The sequence below is a fragment of the Paenibacillus amylolyticus genome, assembly GCF_003719335.1.
GTDB classification, from domain to species: Bacteria; Bacillota; Bacilli; order Paenibacillales; family Paenibacillaceae; genus Paenibacillus; species Paenibacillus amylolyticus_D.
The window spans coordinates 247,258-263,984 of record NZ_RIAS01000008.1; the positions used below are offsets into that span (position 1 = coordinate 247,258).

The following is a 16,727-nucleotide window of genomic DNA, read 5'->3' on the forward strand; positions in this document are numbered from 1 at the left end:
TCCGTTATCGGATCAAATAATCGACCACCGGGTACGAAATCACGTTACGATCCCTATAGGCTGAGGTTACGGCATCCGGAAATGTGCTGAGAATGCCATTCTGTAGCAATACAGGTCTAAAGCCACGCTCCATGGCACCATTGTATGTGAACAGGACACATTCTTCTGCGGCAAAGCCGGATACAATGAGCAGTCCAACGCCTAAATCCTTGAGCGTCTGCTCGAGATTGGTCTGCCAGAATGCATTGGAACTCTCTTTTGTTACGATAATATCTTCCCCATCCACATCAATCTCGGGAATGACCTGATACTGTTCGGGTTCTGCTCCCTCCATGCCTTCCACATCCTGAACATGGACGACCACATGGTCATTGGAGCGAAGCACGTTCGCGACGTGATTAATATATTCGCAGGCATGGTCTATGGCCTTCTGATCCATCTTTTGACGCACAATGCTCTCTTGCATATCCACAATAATCAATCCTGTTTTCATCTAATCTCTCCCTTTAATGTCTAACGTTTTATATTTACTATCCCGTCCTGTCAATGGATCAGGCTAATCATCCCTAAACAATTCATTCAGCATTCGATCCCGGTTCTCCAGAAAGCTGCGAGTGATCTGATAATGATCTGTATCCTCATACCTAATCTCGTGAATATGTCCTTCGTCAAAACTTAAAATTTCCGCCCCGGGGTACCCGAGCAAAATGGGCGAATGTGTAGCAATGATAAATTGCGAAGTACTCGACAAGTCATGAAGAATTCTCAGCAACGAAAGCTGCCGGGCTGGAGACAACGCAGCCTCTGGCTCATCAAGCAGATAAATCCCCTTTGAACTGAAACGGTTAATGAACAAGTTAAGAAAAGACTCCCCATGGGATTGCTCATGCAGCGAACGCCCACCATAATATCGTAGCGATTCCGGCATCTCATCGACATGTGATGCAAACTGATAGAAGGATTCAGATCGCAAGAAAAAACCGTTTGCCATCTTAGGCAACCAGGCGAGTCTTAGATAATCTCCTAGGGAGGACTCTGATGCATGTGTTTCAAATACATTATTCCGCCCGCCCCCAGCGGTGTTGAATTCACATTGATGAGCGATGCCTTCCAGCAATGTTGATTTTCCAGATCCATTTTCACCAACAAAAAACGTAACGTTATTGCTTAACGTCAGCCGCTCCAAGGAACGAATCGATGGGATATTAAAGGGATATTCCCCAGGCTGCTCAATCTTGTCTGACATTAATTCAACACTTCGAAGATACATGATCCACCTCCTGCATTAGGTTCATTCACTTAACCTCTATTTCCATCGTACCCTATACTCCAATATTTTGGAAACCGCTTCAACTGAAAAAGAGCGAGCCCGTTGGCTCACTCTTTATATTGCTTATCCATGTGGCTGGCCACACTTGTTATCGAGCAGGGCACCACAGTTGAGAGCTAAACGGAAGCGCATGATCCTCAGACGGATTAATAAACAAACCTGCGCTGTGCCCAATAGCTAAACACAAAGATTGAAATTTCCGTTAGAATTTTAGCCGCCAACAGCGGGATGATTAGTTGTTCATTATAGAAATATAACAATCCATAGTTTAGCAGCAACACGAGCATTACAAGCGAGAAATATTTCGGTAACGACTGCCGGATCTTGGCGCTCCGACCTGCGGAGAATACATATTTGCGATTGATGGTGTAGTTGAACATAGAGCTACAGAGCCTTGCTGCTACCACGGACAGGAACAGATTGTGTGTAAAATACTGTACGATAAATAATAATCCAAAATCAATCAGGGCAGATATGACAGACGAAGTACTGAACATCAGAATGGGCATATATATGCGAAACGAGTCTGCTAAAGGACGGAAATGGGATGACTCATTGTGGTCCAGATAGACCGTATCAATGAATTCTTCTGTAATTGCATACCCTTCCTTATGTGCGGTTAGCAGCATATTCATCTCATACTCAAACCGTTCACCCGGAATTTGGCACAGCCAGTCCAGCATCGCATATGGAAAACCACGAAGTCCCGTCTGCGTGTCATACACCTTAATGCCTGTTGTCAGCGAAAATACAGCACGGGTAACACGGTTACCGAAACGGCTGCGGGCTGGCACCTTTCCTGTAAAGCGACGGCTACCTAACACAATGCCAGGGTTTGTCTGAGCAAGCAGTGTCTCAACGATGCTGCGAATATCATGTGGCAGATGTTGCCCGTCACTGTCTGCACATACAACTCCGCCTTGCGGGCCATGCTCTCTAATATACTGAAAGCCCGTTTTCAGCGCCCTCCCTTTACCCAGATTGACTTCGTGAGTGAGCACTGTACAGCCATATGCCTCAGCTGTCTTGAAAATTCCGCGGTATGCATCCCCGCTGCCATCATCCACGATGACAATTGGCCCAAGCTTAAACGTCTGCAATTGCATAACCAGATTCAATAAACGAACGTCAGGTTCATAGGATGGAATAAGGATGGTCATATTATTGTCCCTCCGTCAAATACAGAATGTCACTTACGCCACGCTCCCGATTACGTCCCAACGGATTGTTCACCACTCTGCCCATGAAATACATGGTGGATGAACCACCGCCGTCCAGGTTATACGCTTCGGTTGCACCCAGGTCTTTCATCGTCTGGGCAAGTTCAGCCAGCGTCATGCCCCGGCTGTCATCCTGTCTGCCATCGACCACAACGAACACATAGTGGTTCGGCGCAATCATGCCGATAGCCGTTCGAGGATTCGCATCCTGAATGGAGCGGTTGCCAAAGTTATTGTCGATTTTCACACGGCTGAAATCACTGGTAATTTCACCTTTCTGCACCAGAATCGGGCCAAAGGATAACGTATTGGTTACCCCTTCTGCCAGCAGTTCAGCAGAAGAAATATCATTTTCATTGTACGTTCGGATCGTCCCGTCATTAAACAGGGCTAGCGCATCCCTTGTCGGGCTGTCCCGATACAAAACGCCATTACGAATAATGACACCATCATCACGGAATCCGTAATAGTCACCGTTTATCGCAAAAATCGCATTGTTTGCTTCGGCAATCTCTGATGTGTCCTCTGTGATATTGGTACCAAAGCTATTGTCCGCCAGTGCAGTTCGTAAACTGCTCGCGTCCTTCGCCTGTACATCAGCCACATAATACGTAATTTGATCCGAGCCGGAGCCTGTCTGCATTTTCTGGATCTGAATCTTTAGATCATCACTGCTGTAATTCCAGTCATCTGACGTTGCATGTACATCCGTTGCAGTCGTAGTAGAATTTGTACCTGCGGTTCCCTCGGATACAGCATTCGGCGTTGTATGAGTAGCTGCCGTGTTATCATCAGCCACAACCACCTGTACATGCCGAATCAAATATCGGTCAGCCAGGCTGTACAGGATGCTGCCTATCACAATTACAGCCACCAGGGTAATCGTAAGCCACCTGCGTTTTTTGCGGGAAACGGACATGCTATGTTGATCTTTCCGGTTTGTTTTTTGAAAGAGTTGGATCATGTATCGTTCACCTCTCCAGATTCATTATCGTTATAGTGCCATATTAGGGCCGGTAACTTAAATGAATCTGAAACGAAGAGACAAGGTGAACATCGTTTATATTAAAAATACAAAAAGGCCTTCCGTTTCCGTTAAAGGAAATCAGAAGACCTCAAAGTAGAATTGAGCTATGCAAATAAAGCATCATATGCCGGGCAAGGGCGCTTTTCCAGAAAGTCCGTTAGTGCAGCGGGCTGCTGCTTATAGATGTCTTTCAGCGACGTGCCACTATAAATGTTACCAATCACCACCGGATGACACAGTTCACAGATCAGAATGTCCCCGTTACCATGCAAGTGTAATTGTTTCGTGCCATCCACACAGTTCGAGAAATATACACCTGGCTGTTCACGCAGATTCAATTGTTCGGCGAATCGATCCATACACGTAAAATAGAGCGTGGTATCCGGCTTTTTATTTTCGATTAACGCCGTGACCGATCGAACCAACGACTCTTTCGATACAATCTGGCTCCAGTCGGTGTGTGGCATCTTGATACTATTCTGAATCTCGTGAATGCGCACACCCAAATCGTAGACTTTATTGCTAATTGCCTGCATGTGGTCCTGATTGCCTTTGAACAGCAGCGTTTCAAGTACCGTCTCCATTCCCAGCTCCGTGCACAAACGAATGTTATGCTCAAGTCTCTCATACATGCGTGGATGCACACGGTAGTAAGCAGCATAAGACTCTGCATCCGTATAATTAAAAGAGATATGGATGTTCGACAACCCGGCATCCCGTAACGCCATGATTCTTTCCTCTGTAAGCAGACTGGCATTGGTGTTCAGTTGTGTATCGATGCCCTGTGCAGCACAGTACGTGACAATCTCCAGACAGTCCTGGTACTTGAGGGTGACTTCACCACCTGACAAACGTACCCGCTTGAGATGAGGAAGCTCCCCAATAATGCGGATGACCTCTGCGCTACTAATGCACTCCCCATCGTCTCGATTGTAGGCGCAGCAGTAGTCGCATTTATAATTGCAATTGGAAGTTACCCCTACCTCTAGCCCCTCCAGCTCATAGACGCCAGGAGTTTCCAGTTCAAGTGCTTTGTATTTGTTTTTGATCGTCATATGCCCTCCCCCTGATTACCTTTCAGTTTAAGCTCCACGTCCTGATAACCTGAAGATTATAGCGAAAGATATTCCAAGGGCGCTATGACATTGTATACGTTCCGGTGGTAAAGACCGTGCAAAATCCAGAAAGCCTTAACAATTCTTCCAATAAGCCTTAAATTCAAGGCCATAATCTGTTCTTGTGCCACTGTTCGTCTTGCCATGTATACTGAACACGAATATGTTTCCGATCTGTATCCCCCTGCCAAAACTCCACTTCTTGTGCATTCACAGCGTATAACCGCCAATGAGGCGCAACAAAATCAGGGTCCTCCTGAAGGCGTTTCTTCTGAACTTCAATGGAACGATTTAACGCATCCTCCTCAACCAACAGCTGACTCTGACGCTCCGTCATGGCTACCGCTCTTGCTCCAGGTTTACGTTTACGGAAGTCATTAGCTCCTGCCTCGTCTCCCTCATCCTGTGCAATCCCCTTAATCCGAATCTGTCTGCCCAATGAAGGCCAGTACAAGGTAAGTGCCGCCTTAGGGTTATCTTTCAACTGCTGGCCTTTTCGACTTTTCGAACTGGAAGCAAAATAGAACGTGTCCTCGATGATGTTTTTTAAAATTAACACTCTCGCATCTGGATAACCCTGTTGATCTACTGTAGAAAGGGTCATGGCATGAGGTTCCTTTACGTTGCTTTCCACCGCGATTTTCAGCCATTCCAAAAACAACTTTCCCGGCTGGCTAGGCAATTGTTCTAAATTCCAGGGCGGAAATGGTCCAGATAAAGACTTTAATTGATGCAGTAGCTCTCCCGCTTGTCCGCTCATCATTCCCTACCTCCTTCTCATCCTTGTGCCTTGAAGTTCTGTTACTTTACGATCTTAAATGAGGAATCCTGTTCGTGTCCAATATGCTCCAGCCTTTCTCCATGTTCTGAATCGTGTGAATACTCGTGTTGTCGATGGGATAAAAACTGGACGTATTACTCCATTCCCTGTTAGCGAGCACATAATAAAGGATATTAATCACCCCACCGTGGGTCACCAGCAAAACATTCGATTGGATTCGCTTTTCTTCGAGTTGAATACAAAGATTCTCGAATGCATTTCGTATCCTTGCATAAAATTGTGTCGGACTTTCTCCACCCGGAAAAACAGTGTCCATCTTGAGCGTATTAAAATAGATCCCGGGGTACTTTTCCTCTGCTTCCGCATGGAGCATACCCGCCATATCACCATTATTCATCTCACGCCAATCGGGTGTGTATATACCTCGAATACCCAATGACTCTTCAATCGAGTTGCTGGTTTGCATCGCTCGGGGAAGATCACTACTGATAAGCGTTTGAATGTCATATTGCTCTGCATGTTCATACAGATACGTTCCTAAAGCTCTGGACTGAATAATACCTGCTTCGGTGAGTCCCCTTTGGCTCCAACCGCCGCGGTAGCCTTCTTCATCTGCACCATGTCGAACCAGAAAAATCTTCAATGTGTACCGTCACCTTTCAATGTCTCATCATTTAACGAACAAATGTATTCTGAACACGTTCAGACTTGATAAAATACGGGATCCAGATCGCACAAGCAATGGCGGATCTTGCAATGTCCCGTACTGAACTTCCGTCTTCGAGTTCTCTTGCTATCGGAATCTGATAAAGCAGCAGATAATCCACAATTCCAACTCCGAGGCTGAGACTGTAAAAAATAATCATCAGACGTGGAAGGATTGCTTTTTTCCGATAGAAAGCAACAATGACGTACACTGTAAATACCAGAAACATTAGGTTGAAAACAGTTTCAAAAATAATTACTGGAGCCCAAAGCGGGTGATACAAGCCTGAATCCTTAGCAGTTAAAACCTCCCATGTCTCTGTGTTGAATATGGTTAACATAGATTGGTTGATCTGTACCAGGAGCATAATTAGTGTGAACCACAACCCAATCTGGATAAGGATCAGCCAGCCTCCGAGCCCAGACACACCAAGTGGGCGGTGTTCTCTCATTGATTCTTGAAATGGTTCTTGTAGAGGTTCTTGCTGCATTTCTGACACGTCCTTCTCTCATATTGTTTTAACCGCCGCTATCCGATTCCATATGTATAAATACTCTATAGGTTTCCTTCCTATTTCACGCTTGAAAGCTATCTATCTCCCTATAAAAATTGACATAGCTTCCTTATTGTACTACATGAGAGAAAAGAGGCATACCTATGATTTTCTCAGCTCCTTTTTCGGAATCGTTATACTTTCACCATGTTCCGTCCAGTCTGTACATGTCATAATTCAACATAACAACAGCAGTCGAAGATGATGCTTATGATTGTTTATATTATTGAAGGAGGATTTAGCCATGCCTGATCCAAAATTAACGTTACTGCCTTTTGCCGATATTTCCAGTTATACCGAGGGTTTCGAAATCGTCTCCGTGCAGTGGGGACACGATGGCCTTGCATATATACTACTTATTAATCAAATCCCTGAACGAAAACAAGGTATGTTTGTGCAAACCAAACTAAAGGAGTCATACACGTACAAAGTGCTGATTGTATCGGATGAATATGTTCAGGAAGTCGTCATCGGTGGACAACAATATCACTATCATTACGTACAGCCCTTACAAGAACATCTGCTGCTCGTTGGTGCGCGCTGCACCTATTACGGAAACAATCAATATGATCTGAATGCCAAAGTGTGTGACATGGAAGGCACAACGATTCGTGAATTTTTGCTCGGAGACGGGATTCAGAGTGTACAGGTGACGGAGCGTGGAACGATCTGGACCAGTTACTTCGATGAAGGTATTTTTGGCAACTATGGCTGGGATCAGCCCGTTGGAGAGAGTGGATTGCTAGCTTGGGACGCATACGGGAATGTACTCTATAAAAATAACAGCGCCGATATTGCCGACTGTTATGCGCTCAATGTGGTGAACGAAGAAGAAGTATGGTTCTACTATTATACTGAATTTACACTTGGCTGTATTTCGGGAGGATTCAAACCTGAATCTACTCAAGTGAACTTCCTGAATCCGAATATATCAGGTTCCTCCGGTTTCTGTACGGATGGATATCACTTCCTCTTTGATGCCGGGTACGGGAAGCATGGAACATTTATTTTCAAGAAAATGCAGAAGCCTGGTAGCCTTACCAAGGGAACGAAGTTCAAATTACTGAACGAAAAAAAACGCCCTTTTCAACAGGCACGACAGGATTTTCGCCAAGATCACCTGCTGCTGAGCGAGGGGAACTTGCTCTACCAAGTAAAGATGGAAGAACTGTTATCTGTTATAGAGTAGCTTCACATGAGCTGAGGAATGAGGAAAACGATCAAAAAAAGCTTAAGATCATGCCTTAAAAGACAATCCCTCTTCCTCCAGCGATTTACGCAATATGGGCATAGATGAAGGCCCGATCCCATGCAGCTTTAGAATCTCCTTCTCCGTATACTCGGCAAGTTTCGGTAAAGTCGTTATTCCTTCTGTTTCAAGTGCACGTCTTACCGGAGCAGACAGCAGACTCATAAATCCCTCTGTTGGTTTCCGTTCCGCCTCACACTTGGGGCAAGTCGGACAATCACTTTTTTTAACAAAAGTATGTCCCTTCTCACATGTTCGCCGTGTTCCTTTAGCAGTTGTCATATGGGTTTTCCCCCTTAAAGATTGTATAATACCTTTGATACATAAGTTTACAAGAATGAAATCTGATTCGCAGGAGTGTGTTTAAATGAATTTTAAAGATAAACTGATGTACATACAAGAAAATCAATATCAAGCACCCGCAGATGCCTTCGACTTGATACAAGAAATGTTACATAATATCGGTACGGTAGACGCACAATTGCGTGATGAATTGATCTATACCACCTTATCTCACTGGATTCCTAGCCTTCCTCTGACTACATACGAATTAGAACACATTTTAACCACCGTTTTAGATCATAACCATCTGCTTTATCAATTGGGTGAAGCCCATACCGATTCCGTATTCACACGTTCTTTTTCGATGCTGGTTATCCCTCTTCTTTTCACGAGACACGCAGCATCGCCTTTTCTGTCAAGTGAGCGTATTCATCAGATTAAGGACATGGTCTTTCACAATGTACGAGAAGAAAAGGATTACCGCGGATATGATGAGACCAAAGGGTGGGCACACGCTGTTGCTCATGCTGCTGATGTTTTGGAAGATTTGGCTCAATACAATGAATTAGATGAGGCTGATTTATCAACGATGCTGGATCTGGTGTACGAGAAAATGACGATCAGCGAACGGGTCTACTCTGATGGCGAAGACGAACGAATGGTGAAACCAGTCATGTGTATTCTGGATAGAAACCTCCTTACTCAGACATACATTCAACAATGGATTCAACGTTTTGGTACCGTGGAGAATGAATCCGAATTTTTGCCTGCCTTCAGGCAAAAAAATAACATTAAAAACTTTCTGAAAAGTCTTTATTTCAGAATCAAATTTCATGGAGTGTATGATGCTGACTTATGTCCAACGATTGAGGAAACGTTATATAAAGTAGAACCGGTCTACTATTCATCCTGAAGGATGTGTTAAAGTCAATACGCTGCAAAAATAGCTGCATACTTCTTCTCAAAGATCGCCCAGCGATTTTCGACTCCATATTCAGCGTGCAGTTGTTGTAGATATATCTGAGCAGTCGTCGTATCACCATTTTGCAGCAGGAAATGGAAGGTTTCTTCGCTTAAATGCAGTGCGGTTCTTTTCATATAATACTCCACAATATCCCTGGCGCTGGTTATGTTCCGCATATATTCCATGGCTTCTTCCAGATGGGAGAGCAGTTCTTTTGAAAAGGTGACCAGGTCGGTGTCAGGTGTCAACGAGTAGCGGTCTGGAGCAGATGGGACAATCTCTTCAATCCTGCAGATGAGATGAGCCTGCTCCTCCATCGTTTTACCGCCTGATACCATAGACTGCAGCTCCGCCAGCTCCTTGGAATGAATCATGCAGTTAATATAGAAGCGAACGTGATTGGCTGTATTGCCTTGGGACTTTTGAATGTTGAATCCGTAAATAAGACCACCTTCGACTCTTCGAAAATTCAGACCTTTTTTGGTATAACCGTGACGGGAAAACAAAGGTTTTACTTCATTTTTGATCATCTCTTTAAACAGCTCCTGCAACGAAACTCCCTCCCCTCTATGCCTGATCGATTTTATAAAAATACGGCCCGCACATCGATTCATGCGTATGCACATACGTCCATGTGAATGCCTTGTCAAAGATATAGATATCCTGTTGCTCATCAAAATCAGCCTTTATCTGCTTTTCGCAGCAAATAAGCCAGTGCGTACATCTCGGCAATATCCTGCCGGTTCTGTTCCCGGAAACGCCGTACCGCTTCAGCGATACCAACCACCTCAACCGACACCACCTGCTCCCCATCTTCGGGATTAAGCGGTTCACCAACCAATTCCACATCACCGTATCCAATGACTCTAACGAAATGTGGATGCGGAATGTAAGGTCGATACGGTTCCAGAGCACGAGAAGTGCAATGAAACTGCCCAAAAACTTGGTAGCTCCGCAGCTCTGCGCCTAGTTCTTCCATCAGTTCACGTTTTAATCCCCGCATATAATGCTCGCCTGCTTCCAACGTTCCTCCAGGCAACTCCCACAGTCCGTTATCCAATTGAAACACAACACACTGTTCTCCGACAAACGGAATAATGCTCACATTACTTACCAGTGTCTTGTCTATTTGCTCGCCAAGCCGGAACTCAGCCTCTACAATTCCCCAGTGGATCGGCGCGCTTAGTGCCGGAAATTGTTCTGTATTTATGCTGCTCATCACTACCCAATCCTCTCCAATTCCATTTCCTGATGTCCTGATGTTATGTAATGATCCTTATCAAGTGCATACGCTCCATACGCTTCCAATTATAATCGAAACCGCAAAAAGAAGGCCACCTCCCATCGGGAACATATGACCTTCCTTTCACGCATCCAATAGTATTAATTTAGCCATCTATCTCTTCAAATCATTTACCCAAACGTCTCTTAGTGCTGGACCAGCTTCCCTTTTTCCAAAAAAAGAACCCGGCTACAGAGCGGCAAAATCCGCTCATCATGCGTAACCATCACCGCACTCTTGCCCTGCTCCTTCACGAGCCGTGCAATTGTGCTTACAATATCCAGCCCGCGCTCCGCATCCAGGCTGGCCGTCGGTTCATCCGCCAGCAGCACAGCCGGATCATTCATTAACGCTCGCGCAATGGCAACGCGCTGGCGTTCCCCGCCGGACAGCTTGTCGGTGTAAGCTTTGCGCCGGTGAGACAGGCCCACCGTCTCCAGCAGTTCCCCTGTACGGCGCTCGGCTTTGCTTTTGTCCATGCCTGCAAGCTTCGCAACCACGAATAACTGCTCCTCCACCTTCAGGTACGGAATCAGATTCGCACTTTGAAAAATAAATCCAAGCTGGCGCAGCCGTACATCCGAGATGTCCGTTTTATTTTTGCCCATAATGGAAGTTCCGTCCAGCAATACTTCCCCGTCCGTGGGTTCAAGCAGTGCACCTGCAATCGACAGGAACGTGCTTTTCCCCGAACCCGATGGGCCCATCACCGCGACCAGCTCCCCTTCTGCCACCTGCAGATCAAGCTCATCCAGAATGGTGCGCGGACTGCCGCCGTCATCAAATGTCCGTGTGACACCTTGTAACTCCAGTCGGTTTCTCATGCTGCCGTCCTCCCAATCGCATCAAGCGCATCAATTTTAGTGACTTTCCACACCGAGAATAACGAACCCGCCATTGACATCAGGATAAATAACGCACAAGTTAAAGCTAGCGTGGATGCTCCTAATTGAAATGGCATGGATGCTGGAAGAACAGATTCAAACAGCCGGACAAGCAACACGCTAATCACCAGACTACCCACGGACAATAGCAATACTTGCAGCGACACACTGCCTGCCAGATAACCGTTTCGTGTGCCAATCGCTTTTAAAATGCCAAATTGACTGGTCTTCTGAATCGTAATGACGTAGAAAAATACCGCCAGTACAAATGCCGAGATGACGTACAGGAAAGCTATCATCATCAATAATGAGCCCTGTTCCTCCTTGTAACCAGGGATGGCAGATACGGCATCTGATTTGGTAATAATCTCGGTCTTGGGCAAAGCAGCACTTAAGCTGCTCACCTGATCATCCGCACCTTTGACAGCAATAGCGTTGTATTCTGGTGTGCTAACCGCTCCAGCACGTGACCCAGCTTGCAACGCAAGCCATTCCTGCTCGTTCAGAAACACCACCGGGGCGTGGCTGAACGATTCATTTTGTACAAAACCACTCACTGTCCACTCTGTTCCTGAGGCTTGATCCACCAGCACAGTGCCGATCGTGACACCGGATTTCGCCAGCTTCTGATCCACTACAACCTGTCCTGCGGACTGAGCAGTGATCGCTTTGCCGTCAGTAACGGTTGACGCCAGCCAGCTGCCCGGGTTTACCATGAATAAAGTGACATCGATCTTTTGGGTATCCTCCGCTGGACTGACCGTAGTCATTCGAACACCTAGCGGCTCGGCATTGTCCTGTCCGACAACAGCACGTGCCTCGTCCAGCTCCTGCTGGCCTACCTGTGAACGCGTAAAACGATGATTAGAGTCCTGTTCGAGTACAAAATGGGTTGCTGCCATATTTTTAATTGAAGCCGCATTATCATATGACAGCCCCTGTGCAAGTCCGGTTACAAACAGCACCAGAAACGATACCAGCACCATGATGGTGGCAATCAAGGCGTATCGTCCTTTTGCAAACCTCATTTCCCGTATAGCCAAGTACATATGCTCTGACCTCCTCTTGATAACCCAAGTATAGGAGGTGAAAATGAACGGAAAATGAATAACAGATTACATCTGCGGAAGCGTTACGGTAAAGAGCGTACCTTCCGCTGAGCTGGATACCTCTATCGCGCCGTGATGAATGCGGATAATCTTCTGTACAATGGCCAGTCCAAGGCCAGTCCCACCGGAAGAACGTTCTCGTGCATGATCCGCCCGATAGAAACGGTCAAACAGAAACGGCAGATGCTCGGCTGCAATTCCGTCTCCAGTATCCTGAATATACACGACACACGCTTTATCCATTTGCTCTGCTCGAATCTCAATGCTCCGACCTTTCGGCAGATGCTGCACCGCATTACCAAGCAAGTTCATCCAAACCTGCATCAGCAACACTTCATTGCCTGTAATCTTTATGGATTCCGGTACAGACATGCGCAGAGATAACTCTTTCTCCTCCAATTGCCATTGCAACACTTGAACCGCCTGACGGAATTGGCCTCTCAGCGAGAAGGTAGTTTGGGTTTCGGTCATATCTTCATGACCCTGTTCCAAGGATGACAAGAGTAACAATTGTTTACTGAGCAACGAGAGATGCCGGCTCTCTTTTTCAATGATGGATGCATAATGCGCTCGTTCTTGCTCTGGTAATTCCCGATCCGCCACCAATTGGGCAAATCCTTGAATGGAGGTTAACGGTGACTGGATCTCATGGGACACGTTCGACACAAACTGTTGCCTCGCCTGATCCACCCGTTCCAATTCTCGACTCATCGTCATAAAATGCTGGGCCAGTTGCCCGATCTCGTCACGCCTTGCTGTATTTAATTTCAGGTTATAATTGCCTTGGGCAATGCGTTTTGTCGCTTCGGACAGCCGTTCAATCGGATTCACCAGATAACGCGTGCTAAACAAGAAGATCAGGACACTGATACCAACCGTCAATGCCCCAATGAGCGCAAAGAAAATCCGCAGTTCTCCAAATTGCAAAATAACATCGGGACGCATGAACATGGCATGGCGAGTATCCCCCACCTGCAGCGGAACCCCCACCGTATTGCTTAATTGATTATCGAAAAATCCGGTAATAAATGGTTGACTCGGAAACTCGGCCACGCCATGATACACATCTCCGCCCAGCACTAGGCGAACAGCCTGCCTGTCCAACTCTTTTTCGCGAAATTCACGGCCGTAAAATTGATCATCGCCTTGACCATCGGTGACATAAATCTCGTATCCTAATGCCGCTGCATTGTGAAGATATTGCTGTACCGTACCCGGATCAGGCTGCTCTTCGGCAAACTTTTTCATGTCCATGGCGATACCGACCAGCTTCTCATCGTTAAAGTCTTTAAGCTTCGCATGGTAGTAGATATTTGAGAAAAAGAATCCGAGCACACTGCTGACGATAATCACCGCCACCGTAATGAGAAATATCCGAACGTATAACGATCTCAATGCACTTTCACCTCGATCTTGTATCCAATGCCACGCACCGTCTGAATTACAAAATCATCTGTATAGTCCGCAAAGCGGTCACGCAATCTCTTGATATGTACGTCGACCGTTCGGTCATCCCCTTCATAATCCGCCCCCCAGACGAGCCGAATGAGTTCATCCCGCGAGAACAGACGCCCCGGAAACTGCGCAAGTTGTGAGAGGAGTTCAAACTCCTTCATTGGTAAAAAAAGAATCGATTGTCCATCGCTCACTTCCACATTGTTACGGTCAATCACGATCCGGTTCATGCGAATCATATCGCTGGAAGTTCGGTGATATCGTCGAAACAACGCTTTGACCCGGTACACCAGTTCCTCAGGTTCGAATGGTTTGGTCACATACTCATCCGTGCCACGCAAATATCCTTCTTTCTTGTCTGCCAGCTGATCCCTTGCGGTCAGCAATATAATAGGAATGTCGTAATGCTGACGTATGTAATCACACAGTTCAAGTCCGTCCATGCCCGGCATCATAACATCCAGGATCGCGAGATCGATGGGGGTCCCCTGTATCATTTTTACCGCCTCCACACCATCCTGTGCTTCATGTACTCGGTATCCCTCCTTCGTCATGACATGGCGCAACAGCGCACGAATATTAGCATCATCGTCTGCCAGCAGCAGATGTTTCATCTCCTTGTCCGCCCTTCTATAGTGATCCTGCCCCGATGGTAGCACAAAAACAAAGCCATTAGCCAGTGCAGTTGCCAGTATAGCTGTTTGTGTCGATCTATGTTTATATTTTCGCAAATCTGGTTGACACTACTATGAGGTCGAATTATAATAAGTTTACAACATATGAGTAATTGCTCATATGTTCATATTAAGGAAATATAGCGGATTACTGACTTGTTCAGCAACATAACCACATGCAACACGTAACGCGATATGATCTTGCAACATACATAACAGAGGATCGTTCCAAAGGAGAGGATTACAATGTCAGGACAACAAAATGGGCACAATCATACCCACGACCATGGACACAATCACGCGCACGGCACGAATAACAAAAAAGTACTGCTCTTTTCCTTCATTATCATTACCTTCTACATGATCGTAGAAGCCTTCGGGGGATTCATTACGAACAGTCTGGCACTTATCTCCGACGCGGGTCACATGCTCTCGGACTCCATTGCCCTTGGGATTGCCTTACTGGCATTCACTTTCGGGGAAAAAGCGGTCAATACGGGTAAAACCTACGGGTACAGACGTTTCGAGATTTTAGCGGCCACACTAAACGGTGTCACGTTAATTGCTATTGCGCTTTACATTTTTTACGAGGCCATTGGCCGCTTTATCAACCCGCCTGAAGTGGCAACGATGGGCATGCTGATCATCAGTACAATCGGATTACTCGTGAACATTCTGGTCGCCTGGATTATGATGCGCGGCAGTGATACGGAGGGCAACCTGAACATGCGCGGTGCTTATCTTCACGTAATCAGTGACATGCTTGGTTCAATCGGTGCAATTGCCGCCGCTTTGCTAATGATGTTCTTCGGCTGGGGCTGGGCTGATCCGTTAGCAAGTGTCATCGTGGCCGTACTGGTACTGCGCAGTGGATTTTATGTTACCAAATCTTCTTTGCACATTTTGATGGAAGGCACACCCGCCAACGTCGATGTGAACGATCTGGTGCAGACGATCCAGCAAGTCGATGGCGTCAAAGGTGTTCACGATGTGCACGTCTGGTCAATCACCAGCAACCTGAATGCACTGACCGCCCATATCGTGGTGGATGGAACGATGGATGTATATGCATCCGAGGTGCTTGTACAGAAGATCGAACATCTGCTGGAGCACAAAGAAATCAAACATGTCACTTTGCAGGTCGAGTCGGAAAAGCATCTTCACGACACCTCGGTGCTTTGCACCGTAAAAGGTGACGCACCCGATGCTCATGCGAATCACCATCATTAATTTATTGCAGGTGCGGACACTCCGTTTATAGGGATAAGACAAAACAGGACGATTCCCGTTAAGGGACGCCCTGTTTTTTTGCTGTTGCAACGTTAGCATCAGCGATACGTTGGAGCAGCATTGGCACAGTATCAGCATAGCGTTGGTATTAGTGATCACTTTGGCACTAGCACTGGAACTATCATTAACATCGGCATTGGCACTAAAGCCTGCTCTGTGCCGTTCGGTTTATGCTGCTGTTTATACTGCAATGAATTCGAGAAACTCCAACCGATTCCCAAAAGGATCATTCAGATAAAAGCGCCGTACTCCCTCATCTGCTCTTGCTTCATCATCTAAGACTTGGATACGATTCAAATGCAAGTGTTCACGCAACTGCTCCAGGTTCTGTACATGAAAGGCGGGATGAGCTTTGGAAGCAGGTACAAAATCATGCTGCACACCGATATGAACCTGATGATCACCGCATTGAAACCACACACCGCCGCGTTTCTGCAACAGTGCAGGCTTTGGGATTTCTGTCCAGCCCAGGATTTGATTGAAGAAATGTCTGGCTTCCTTCTCGCAACCTTCAGGAGCAGCCAGCTGTACATGATCAATGCCATTGAATTGAAAGTTCATGTTATTCATCCCCCCACTAAGTTTCATTTGATGAAACTAGGTTTCGTTTTACACTTCCATTTTATAGATATAATATCATTAAGTCTAGTCTGTTTTGCCGTAGATCACATTGCTATGTATCCAGTTAACTATAACCGCCTAAATATCAATCTCATCCCAATATAAAATCACATAGCCTAGTTGACACAGCAAGATAAGGAGATAAGAGATGTTAATGATCATACTTCTCTTTAGATTTCTAATCT

General features: G+C 46.1%; 20 protein-coding genes. 3 read left to right on the forward strand and 17 right to left on the reverse strand.

Annotated features, from left to right (window positions below; all coding sequences use genetic code 11):
• Nucleotides 1-4: 4 nt before the first annotated feature.
• From EC604_RS16350 to EC604_RS16385, 8 genes are all read right to left on the reverse strand, one after another.
• A complete protein-coding gene (locus tag EC604_RS16350; protein ID WP_123065175.1) occupies nucleotides 5-493 on the reverse strand; it encodes a cysteine hydrolase family protein in 489 nt (162 codons plus the stop codon).
• Nucleotides 494-556: 63 nt separating this feature from the next.
• On the reverse strand, nucleotides 557-1,270 hold the full coding sequence (locus tag EC604_RS16355) for an AAA family ATPase (protein WP_123065176.1): 714 nt from the start codon (nucleotides 1,268-1,270) through the stop codon (nucleotides 557-559).
• Between the two features lie 206 nt (nucleotides 1,271-1,476).
• Nucleotides 1,477-2,490, reverse strand: coding sequence for a bifunctional glycosyltransferase family 2/GtrA family protein (locus EC604_RS16360; protein ID WP_123065177.1), 1,014 nt, complete (start codon nucleotides 2,488-2,490; stop codon nucleotides 1,477-1,479).
• Nucleotide 2,491: 1 nt separating this feature from the next.
• Entirely contained in the window at nucleotides 2,492-3,514 is a 1,023-nt protein-coding gene (locus tag EC604_RS16365; protein WP_123065178.1) for a phosphodiester glycosidase family protein, read from the reverse strand.
• A 167-nt stretch (nucleotides 3,515-3,681) separates the two neighbouring features.
• The gene (locus EC604_RS16370; protein ID WP_123065179.1) at nucleotides 3,682-4,632 is read right to left on the reverse strand and encodes a radical SAM protein; all 951 of its coding nucleotides are present in this window, start codon (nucleotides 4,630-4,632) and stop codon (nucleotides 3,682-3,684) included.
• 163 nt (nucleotides 4,633-4,795) lie between these two features.
• Complete coding sequence (locus EC604_RS16375; protein WP_240036937.1) at nucleotides 4,796-5,455, reverse strand: pyridoxine/pyridoxamine 5'-phosphate oxidase; 660 nt, start codon at nucleotides 5,453-5,455, stop codon at nucleotides 4,796-4,798.
• A gap of 43 nt (nucleotides 5,456-5,498) precedes the next feature.
• A complete protein-coding gene (locus EC604_RS16380; RefSeq protein WP_123065181.1) occupies nucleotides 5,499-6,116 on the reverse strand; it encodes a histidine phosphatase family protein in 618 nt (205 codons plus the stop codon).
• A 31-nt stretch (nucleotides 6,117-6,147) separates the two neighbouring features.
• Complete coding sequence (locus tag EC604_RS16385) at nucleotides 6,148-6,669, reverse strand: DUF2569 domain-containing protein (RefSeq protein WP_123065182.1); 522 nt, start codon at nucleotides 6,667-6,669, stop codon at nucleotides 6,148-6,150.
• 307 nt (nucleotides 6,670-6,976) lie between these two features.
• Between EC604_RS16385 and EC604_RS16390 the strand changes: the two genes are divergently transcribed.
• Nucleotides 6,977-7,921, forward strand: a complete 945-nt coding sequence (locus EC604_RS16390; protein ID WP_123065183.1) for a hypothetical protein — start codon at nucleotides 6,977-6,979, stop codon at nucleotides 7,919-7,921.
• Nucleotides 7,922-7,969: 48 nt separating this feature from the next.
• On the opposite strand, the gene EC604_RS16395 is transcribed toward EC604_RS16390, so the two are convergent.
• On the reverse strand, nucleotides 7,970-8,263 hold the full coding sequence (locus EC604_RS16395; RefSeq protein ID WP_123065184.1) for an RNA polymerase alpha subunit C-terminal domain-containing protein: 294 nt from the start codon (nucleotides 8,261-8,263) through the stop codon (nucleotides 7,970-7,972).
• Nucleotides 8,264-8,348: 85 nt separating this feature from the next.
• Between EC604_RS16395 and EC604_RS16400 the strand changes: the two genes are divergently transcribed.
• Nucleotides 8,349-9,176 carry a DUF2785 domain-containing protein gene (locus tag EC604_RS16400; protein ID WP_123065185.1) on the forward strand — a complete coding sequence of 276 codons (828 nt, stop codon included), beginning with the start codon at nucleotides 8,349-8,351 and terminating at the stop codon, nucleotides 9,174-9,176.
• Between the two features lie 14 nt (nucleotides 9,177-9,190).
• On the opposite strand, the gene EC604_RS16405 is transcribed toward EC604_RS16400, so the two are convergent.
• From EC604_RS16405 to EC604_RS16435, 7 genes are all read right to left on the reverse strand, one after another.
• Nucleotides 9,191-9,778 (reverse strand): DUF4304 domain-containing protein, encoded by a 588-nt coding sequence (locus EC604_RS16405; RefSeq protein WP_240036938.1) that lies wholly within the window; start codon nucleotides 9,776-9,778, stop codon nucleotides 9,191-9,193.
• Nucleotides 9,779-9,794: 16 nt separating this feature from the next.
• A complete protein-coding gene (locus EC604_RS30555) occupies nucleotides 9,795-10,010 on the reverse strand; it encodes a DUF4275 family protein (RefSeq protein WP_240036951.1) in 216 nt (71 codons plus the stop codon).
• A complete protein-coding gene (locus EC604_RS16415; RefSeq protein WP_123065187.1) occupies nucleotides 9,907-10,446 on the reverse strand; it encodes an NUDIX hydrolase in 540 nt (179 codons plus the stop codon). Before EC604_RS16415 ends, EC604_RS30555 begins: the two co-directional genes overlap by 104 nt.
• Before the next feature lie 209 nt (nucleotides 10,447-10,655).
• Nucleotides 10,656-11,333 carry an ABC transporter ATP-binding protein gene (locus tag EC604_RS16420; protein ID WP_123065188.1) on the reverse strand — a complete coding sequence of 226 codons (678 nt, stop codon included), beginning with the start codon at nucleotides 11,331-11,333 and terminating at the stop codon, nucleotides 10,656-10,658.
• A complete protein-coding gene (locus EC604_RS16425) occupies nucleotides 11,330-12,442 on the reverse strand; it encodes an ABC transporter permease (RefSeq protein ID WP_123065189.1) in 1,113 nt (370 codons plus the stop codon). The genes EC604_RS16420 and EC604_RS16425 overlap by 4 nt, the downstream gene beginning before the upstream one ends.
• Nucleotides 12,443-12,508: 66 nt before the next feature.
• Nucleotides 12,509-13,897: a sensor histidine kinase gene (locus EC604_RS16430; protein WP_123065190.1), complete on the reverse strand. Its 1,389-nt coding sequence runs from the start codon at nucleotides 13,895-13,897 to the stop codon at nucleotides 12,509-12,511.
• Nucleotides 13,894-14,571 carry a response regulator transcription factor gene (locus tag EC604_RS16435; RefSeq protein ID WP_123065191.1) on the reverse strand — a complete coding sequence of 226 codons (678 nt, stop codon included), beginning with the start codon at nucleotides 14,569-14,571 and terminating at the stop codon, nucleotides 13,894-13,896. The genes EC604_RS16430 and EC604_RS16435 overlap by 4 nt, the downstream gene beginning before the upstream one ends.
• 306 nt (nucleotides 14,572-14,877) lie before the next feature.
• On the opposite strand from EC604_RS16435, the gene EC604_RS16440 reads away from it, so the two are divergent.
• Nucleotides 14,878-15,861, forward strand: coding sequence for a cation diffusion facilitator family transporter (locus tag EC604_RS16440; RefSeq protein ID WP_123065192.1), 984 nt, complete (start codon nucleotides 14,878-14,880; stop codon nucleotides 15,859-15,861).
• Between the two features lie 240 nt (nucleotides 15,862-16,101).
• On the opposite strand, the gene EC604_RS16445 is transcribed toward EC604_RS16440, so the two are convergent.
• Complete coding sequence (locus EC604_RS16445; RefSeq protein WP_123065193.1) at nucleotides 16,102-16,482, reverse strand: VOC family protein; 381 nt, start codon at nucleotides 16,480-16,482, stop codon at nucleotides 16,102-16,104.
• Nucleotides 16,483-16,727 lie beyond the last annotated feature (245 nt).

What these genes read in the sequence shown, in the direction of transcription:
- EC604_RS16350 (WP_123065175.1), bottom strand. Translation starts at nt 493, where the DNA reads ATGAAAACAGGATTGATTATTGTGGATATGCAAGAGAGCATTGTGCGT.
- EC604_RS16355 (WP_123065176.1), bottom strand. Translation starts at nt 1,270, where the DNA reads ATGTATCTTCGAAGTGTTGAATTAATGTCAGACAAGATTGAGCAGCCT.
- EC604_RS16360 (WP_123065177.1), bottom strand. Translation starts at nt 2,490, where the DNA reads ATGACCATCCTTATTCCATCCTATGAACCTGACGTTCGTTTATTGAAT.
- EC604_RS16365 (WP_123065178.1), bottom strand. Translation starts at nt 3,514, where the DNA reads ATGATCCAACTCTTTCAAAAAACAAACCGGAAAGATCAACATAGCATG.
- EC604_RS16370 (WP_123065179.1), bottom strand. Translation starts at nt 4,632, where the DNA reads ATGACGATCAAAAACAAATACAAAGCACTTGAACTGGAAACTCCTGGC.
- EC604_RS16375 (WP_240036937.1), bottom strand. Translation starts at nt 5,455, where the DNA reads ATGATGAGCGGACAAGCGGGAGAGCTACTGCATCAATTAAAGTCTTTA.
- EC604_RS16385 (WP_123065182.1), bottom strand. Translation starts at nt 6,669, where the DNA reads ATGCAGCAAGAACCTCTACAAGAACCATTTCAAGAATCAATGAGAGAA.
- EC604_RS16390 (WP_123065183.1), top strand. Translation starts at nt 6,977, where the DNA reads ATGCCTGATCCAAAATTAACGTTACTGCCTTTTGCCGATATTTCCAGT.
- EC604_RS16395 (WP_123065184.1), bottom strand. Translation starts at nt 8,263, where the DNA reads ATGACAACTGCTAAAGGAACACGGCGAACATGTGAGAAGGGACATACT.
- EC604_RS16400 (WP_123065185.1), top strand. Translation starts at nt 8,349, where the DNA reads ATGAATTTTAAAGATAAACTGATGTACATACAAGAAAATCAATATCAA.
- EC604_RS16415 (WP_123065187.1), bottom strand. Translation starts at nt 10,446, where the DNA reads ATGAGCAGCATAAATACAGAACAATTTCCGGCACTAAGCGCGCCGATC.
- EC604_RS16420 (WP_123065188.1), bottom strand. Translation starts at nt 11,333, where the DNA reads ATGAGAAACCGACTGGAGTTACAAGGTGTCACACGGACATTTGATGAC.
- EC604_RS16425 (WP_123065189.1), bottom strand. Translation starts at nt 12,442, where the DNA reads ATGTACTTGGCTATACGGGAAATGAGGTTTGCAAAAGGACGATACGCC.
- EC604_RS16435 (WP_123065191.1), bottom strand. Translation starts at nt 14,571, where the DNA reads ATGAAACATCTGCTGCTGGCAGACGATGATGCTAATATTCGTGCGCTG.
- EC604_RS16440 (WP_123065192.1), top strand. Translation starts at nt 14,878, where the DNA reads ATGTCAGGACAACAAAATGGGCACAATCATACCCACGACCATGGACAC.
- EC604_RS16445 (WP_123065193.1), bottom strand. Translation starts at nt 16,482, where the DNA reads ATGAACTTTCAATTCAATGGCATTGATCATGTACAGCTGGCTGCTCCT.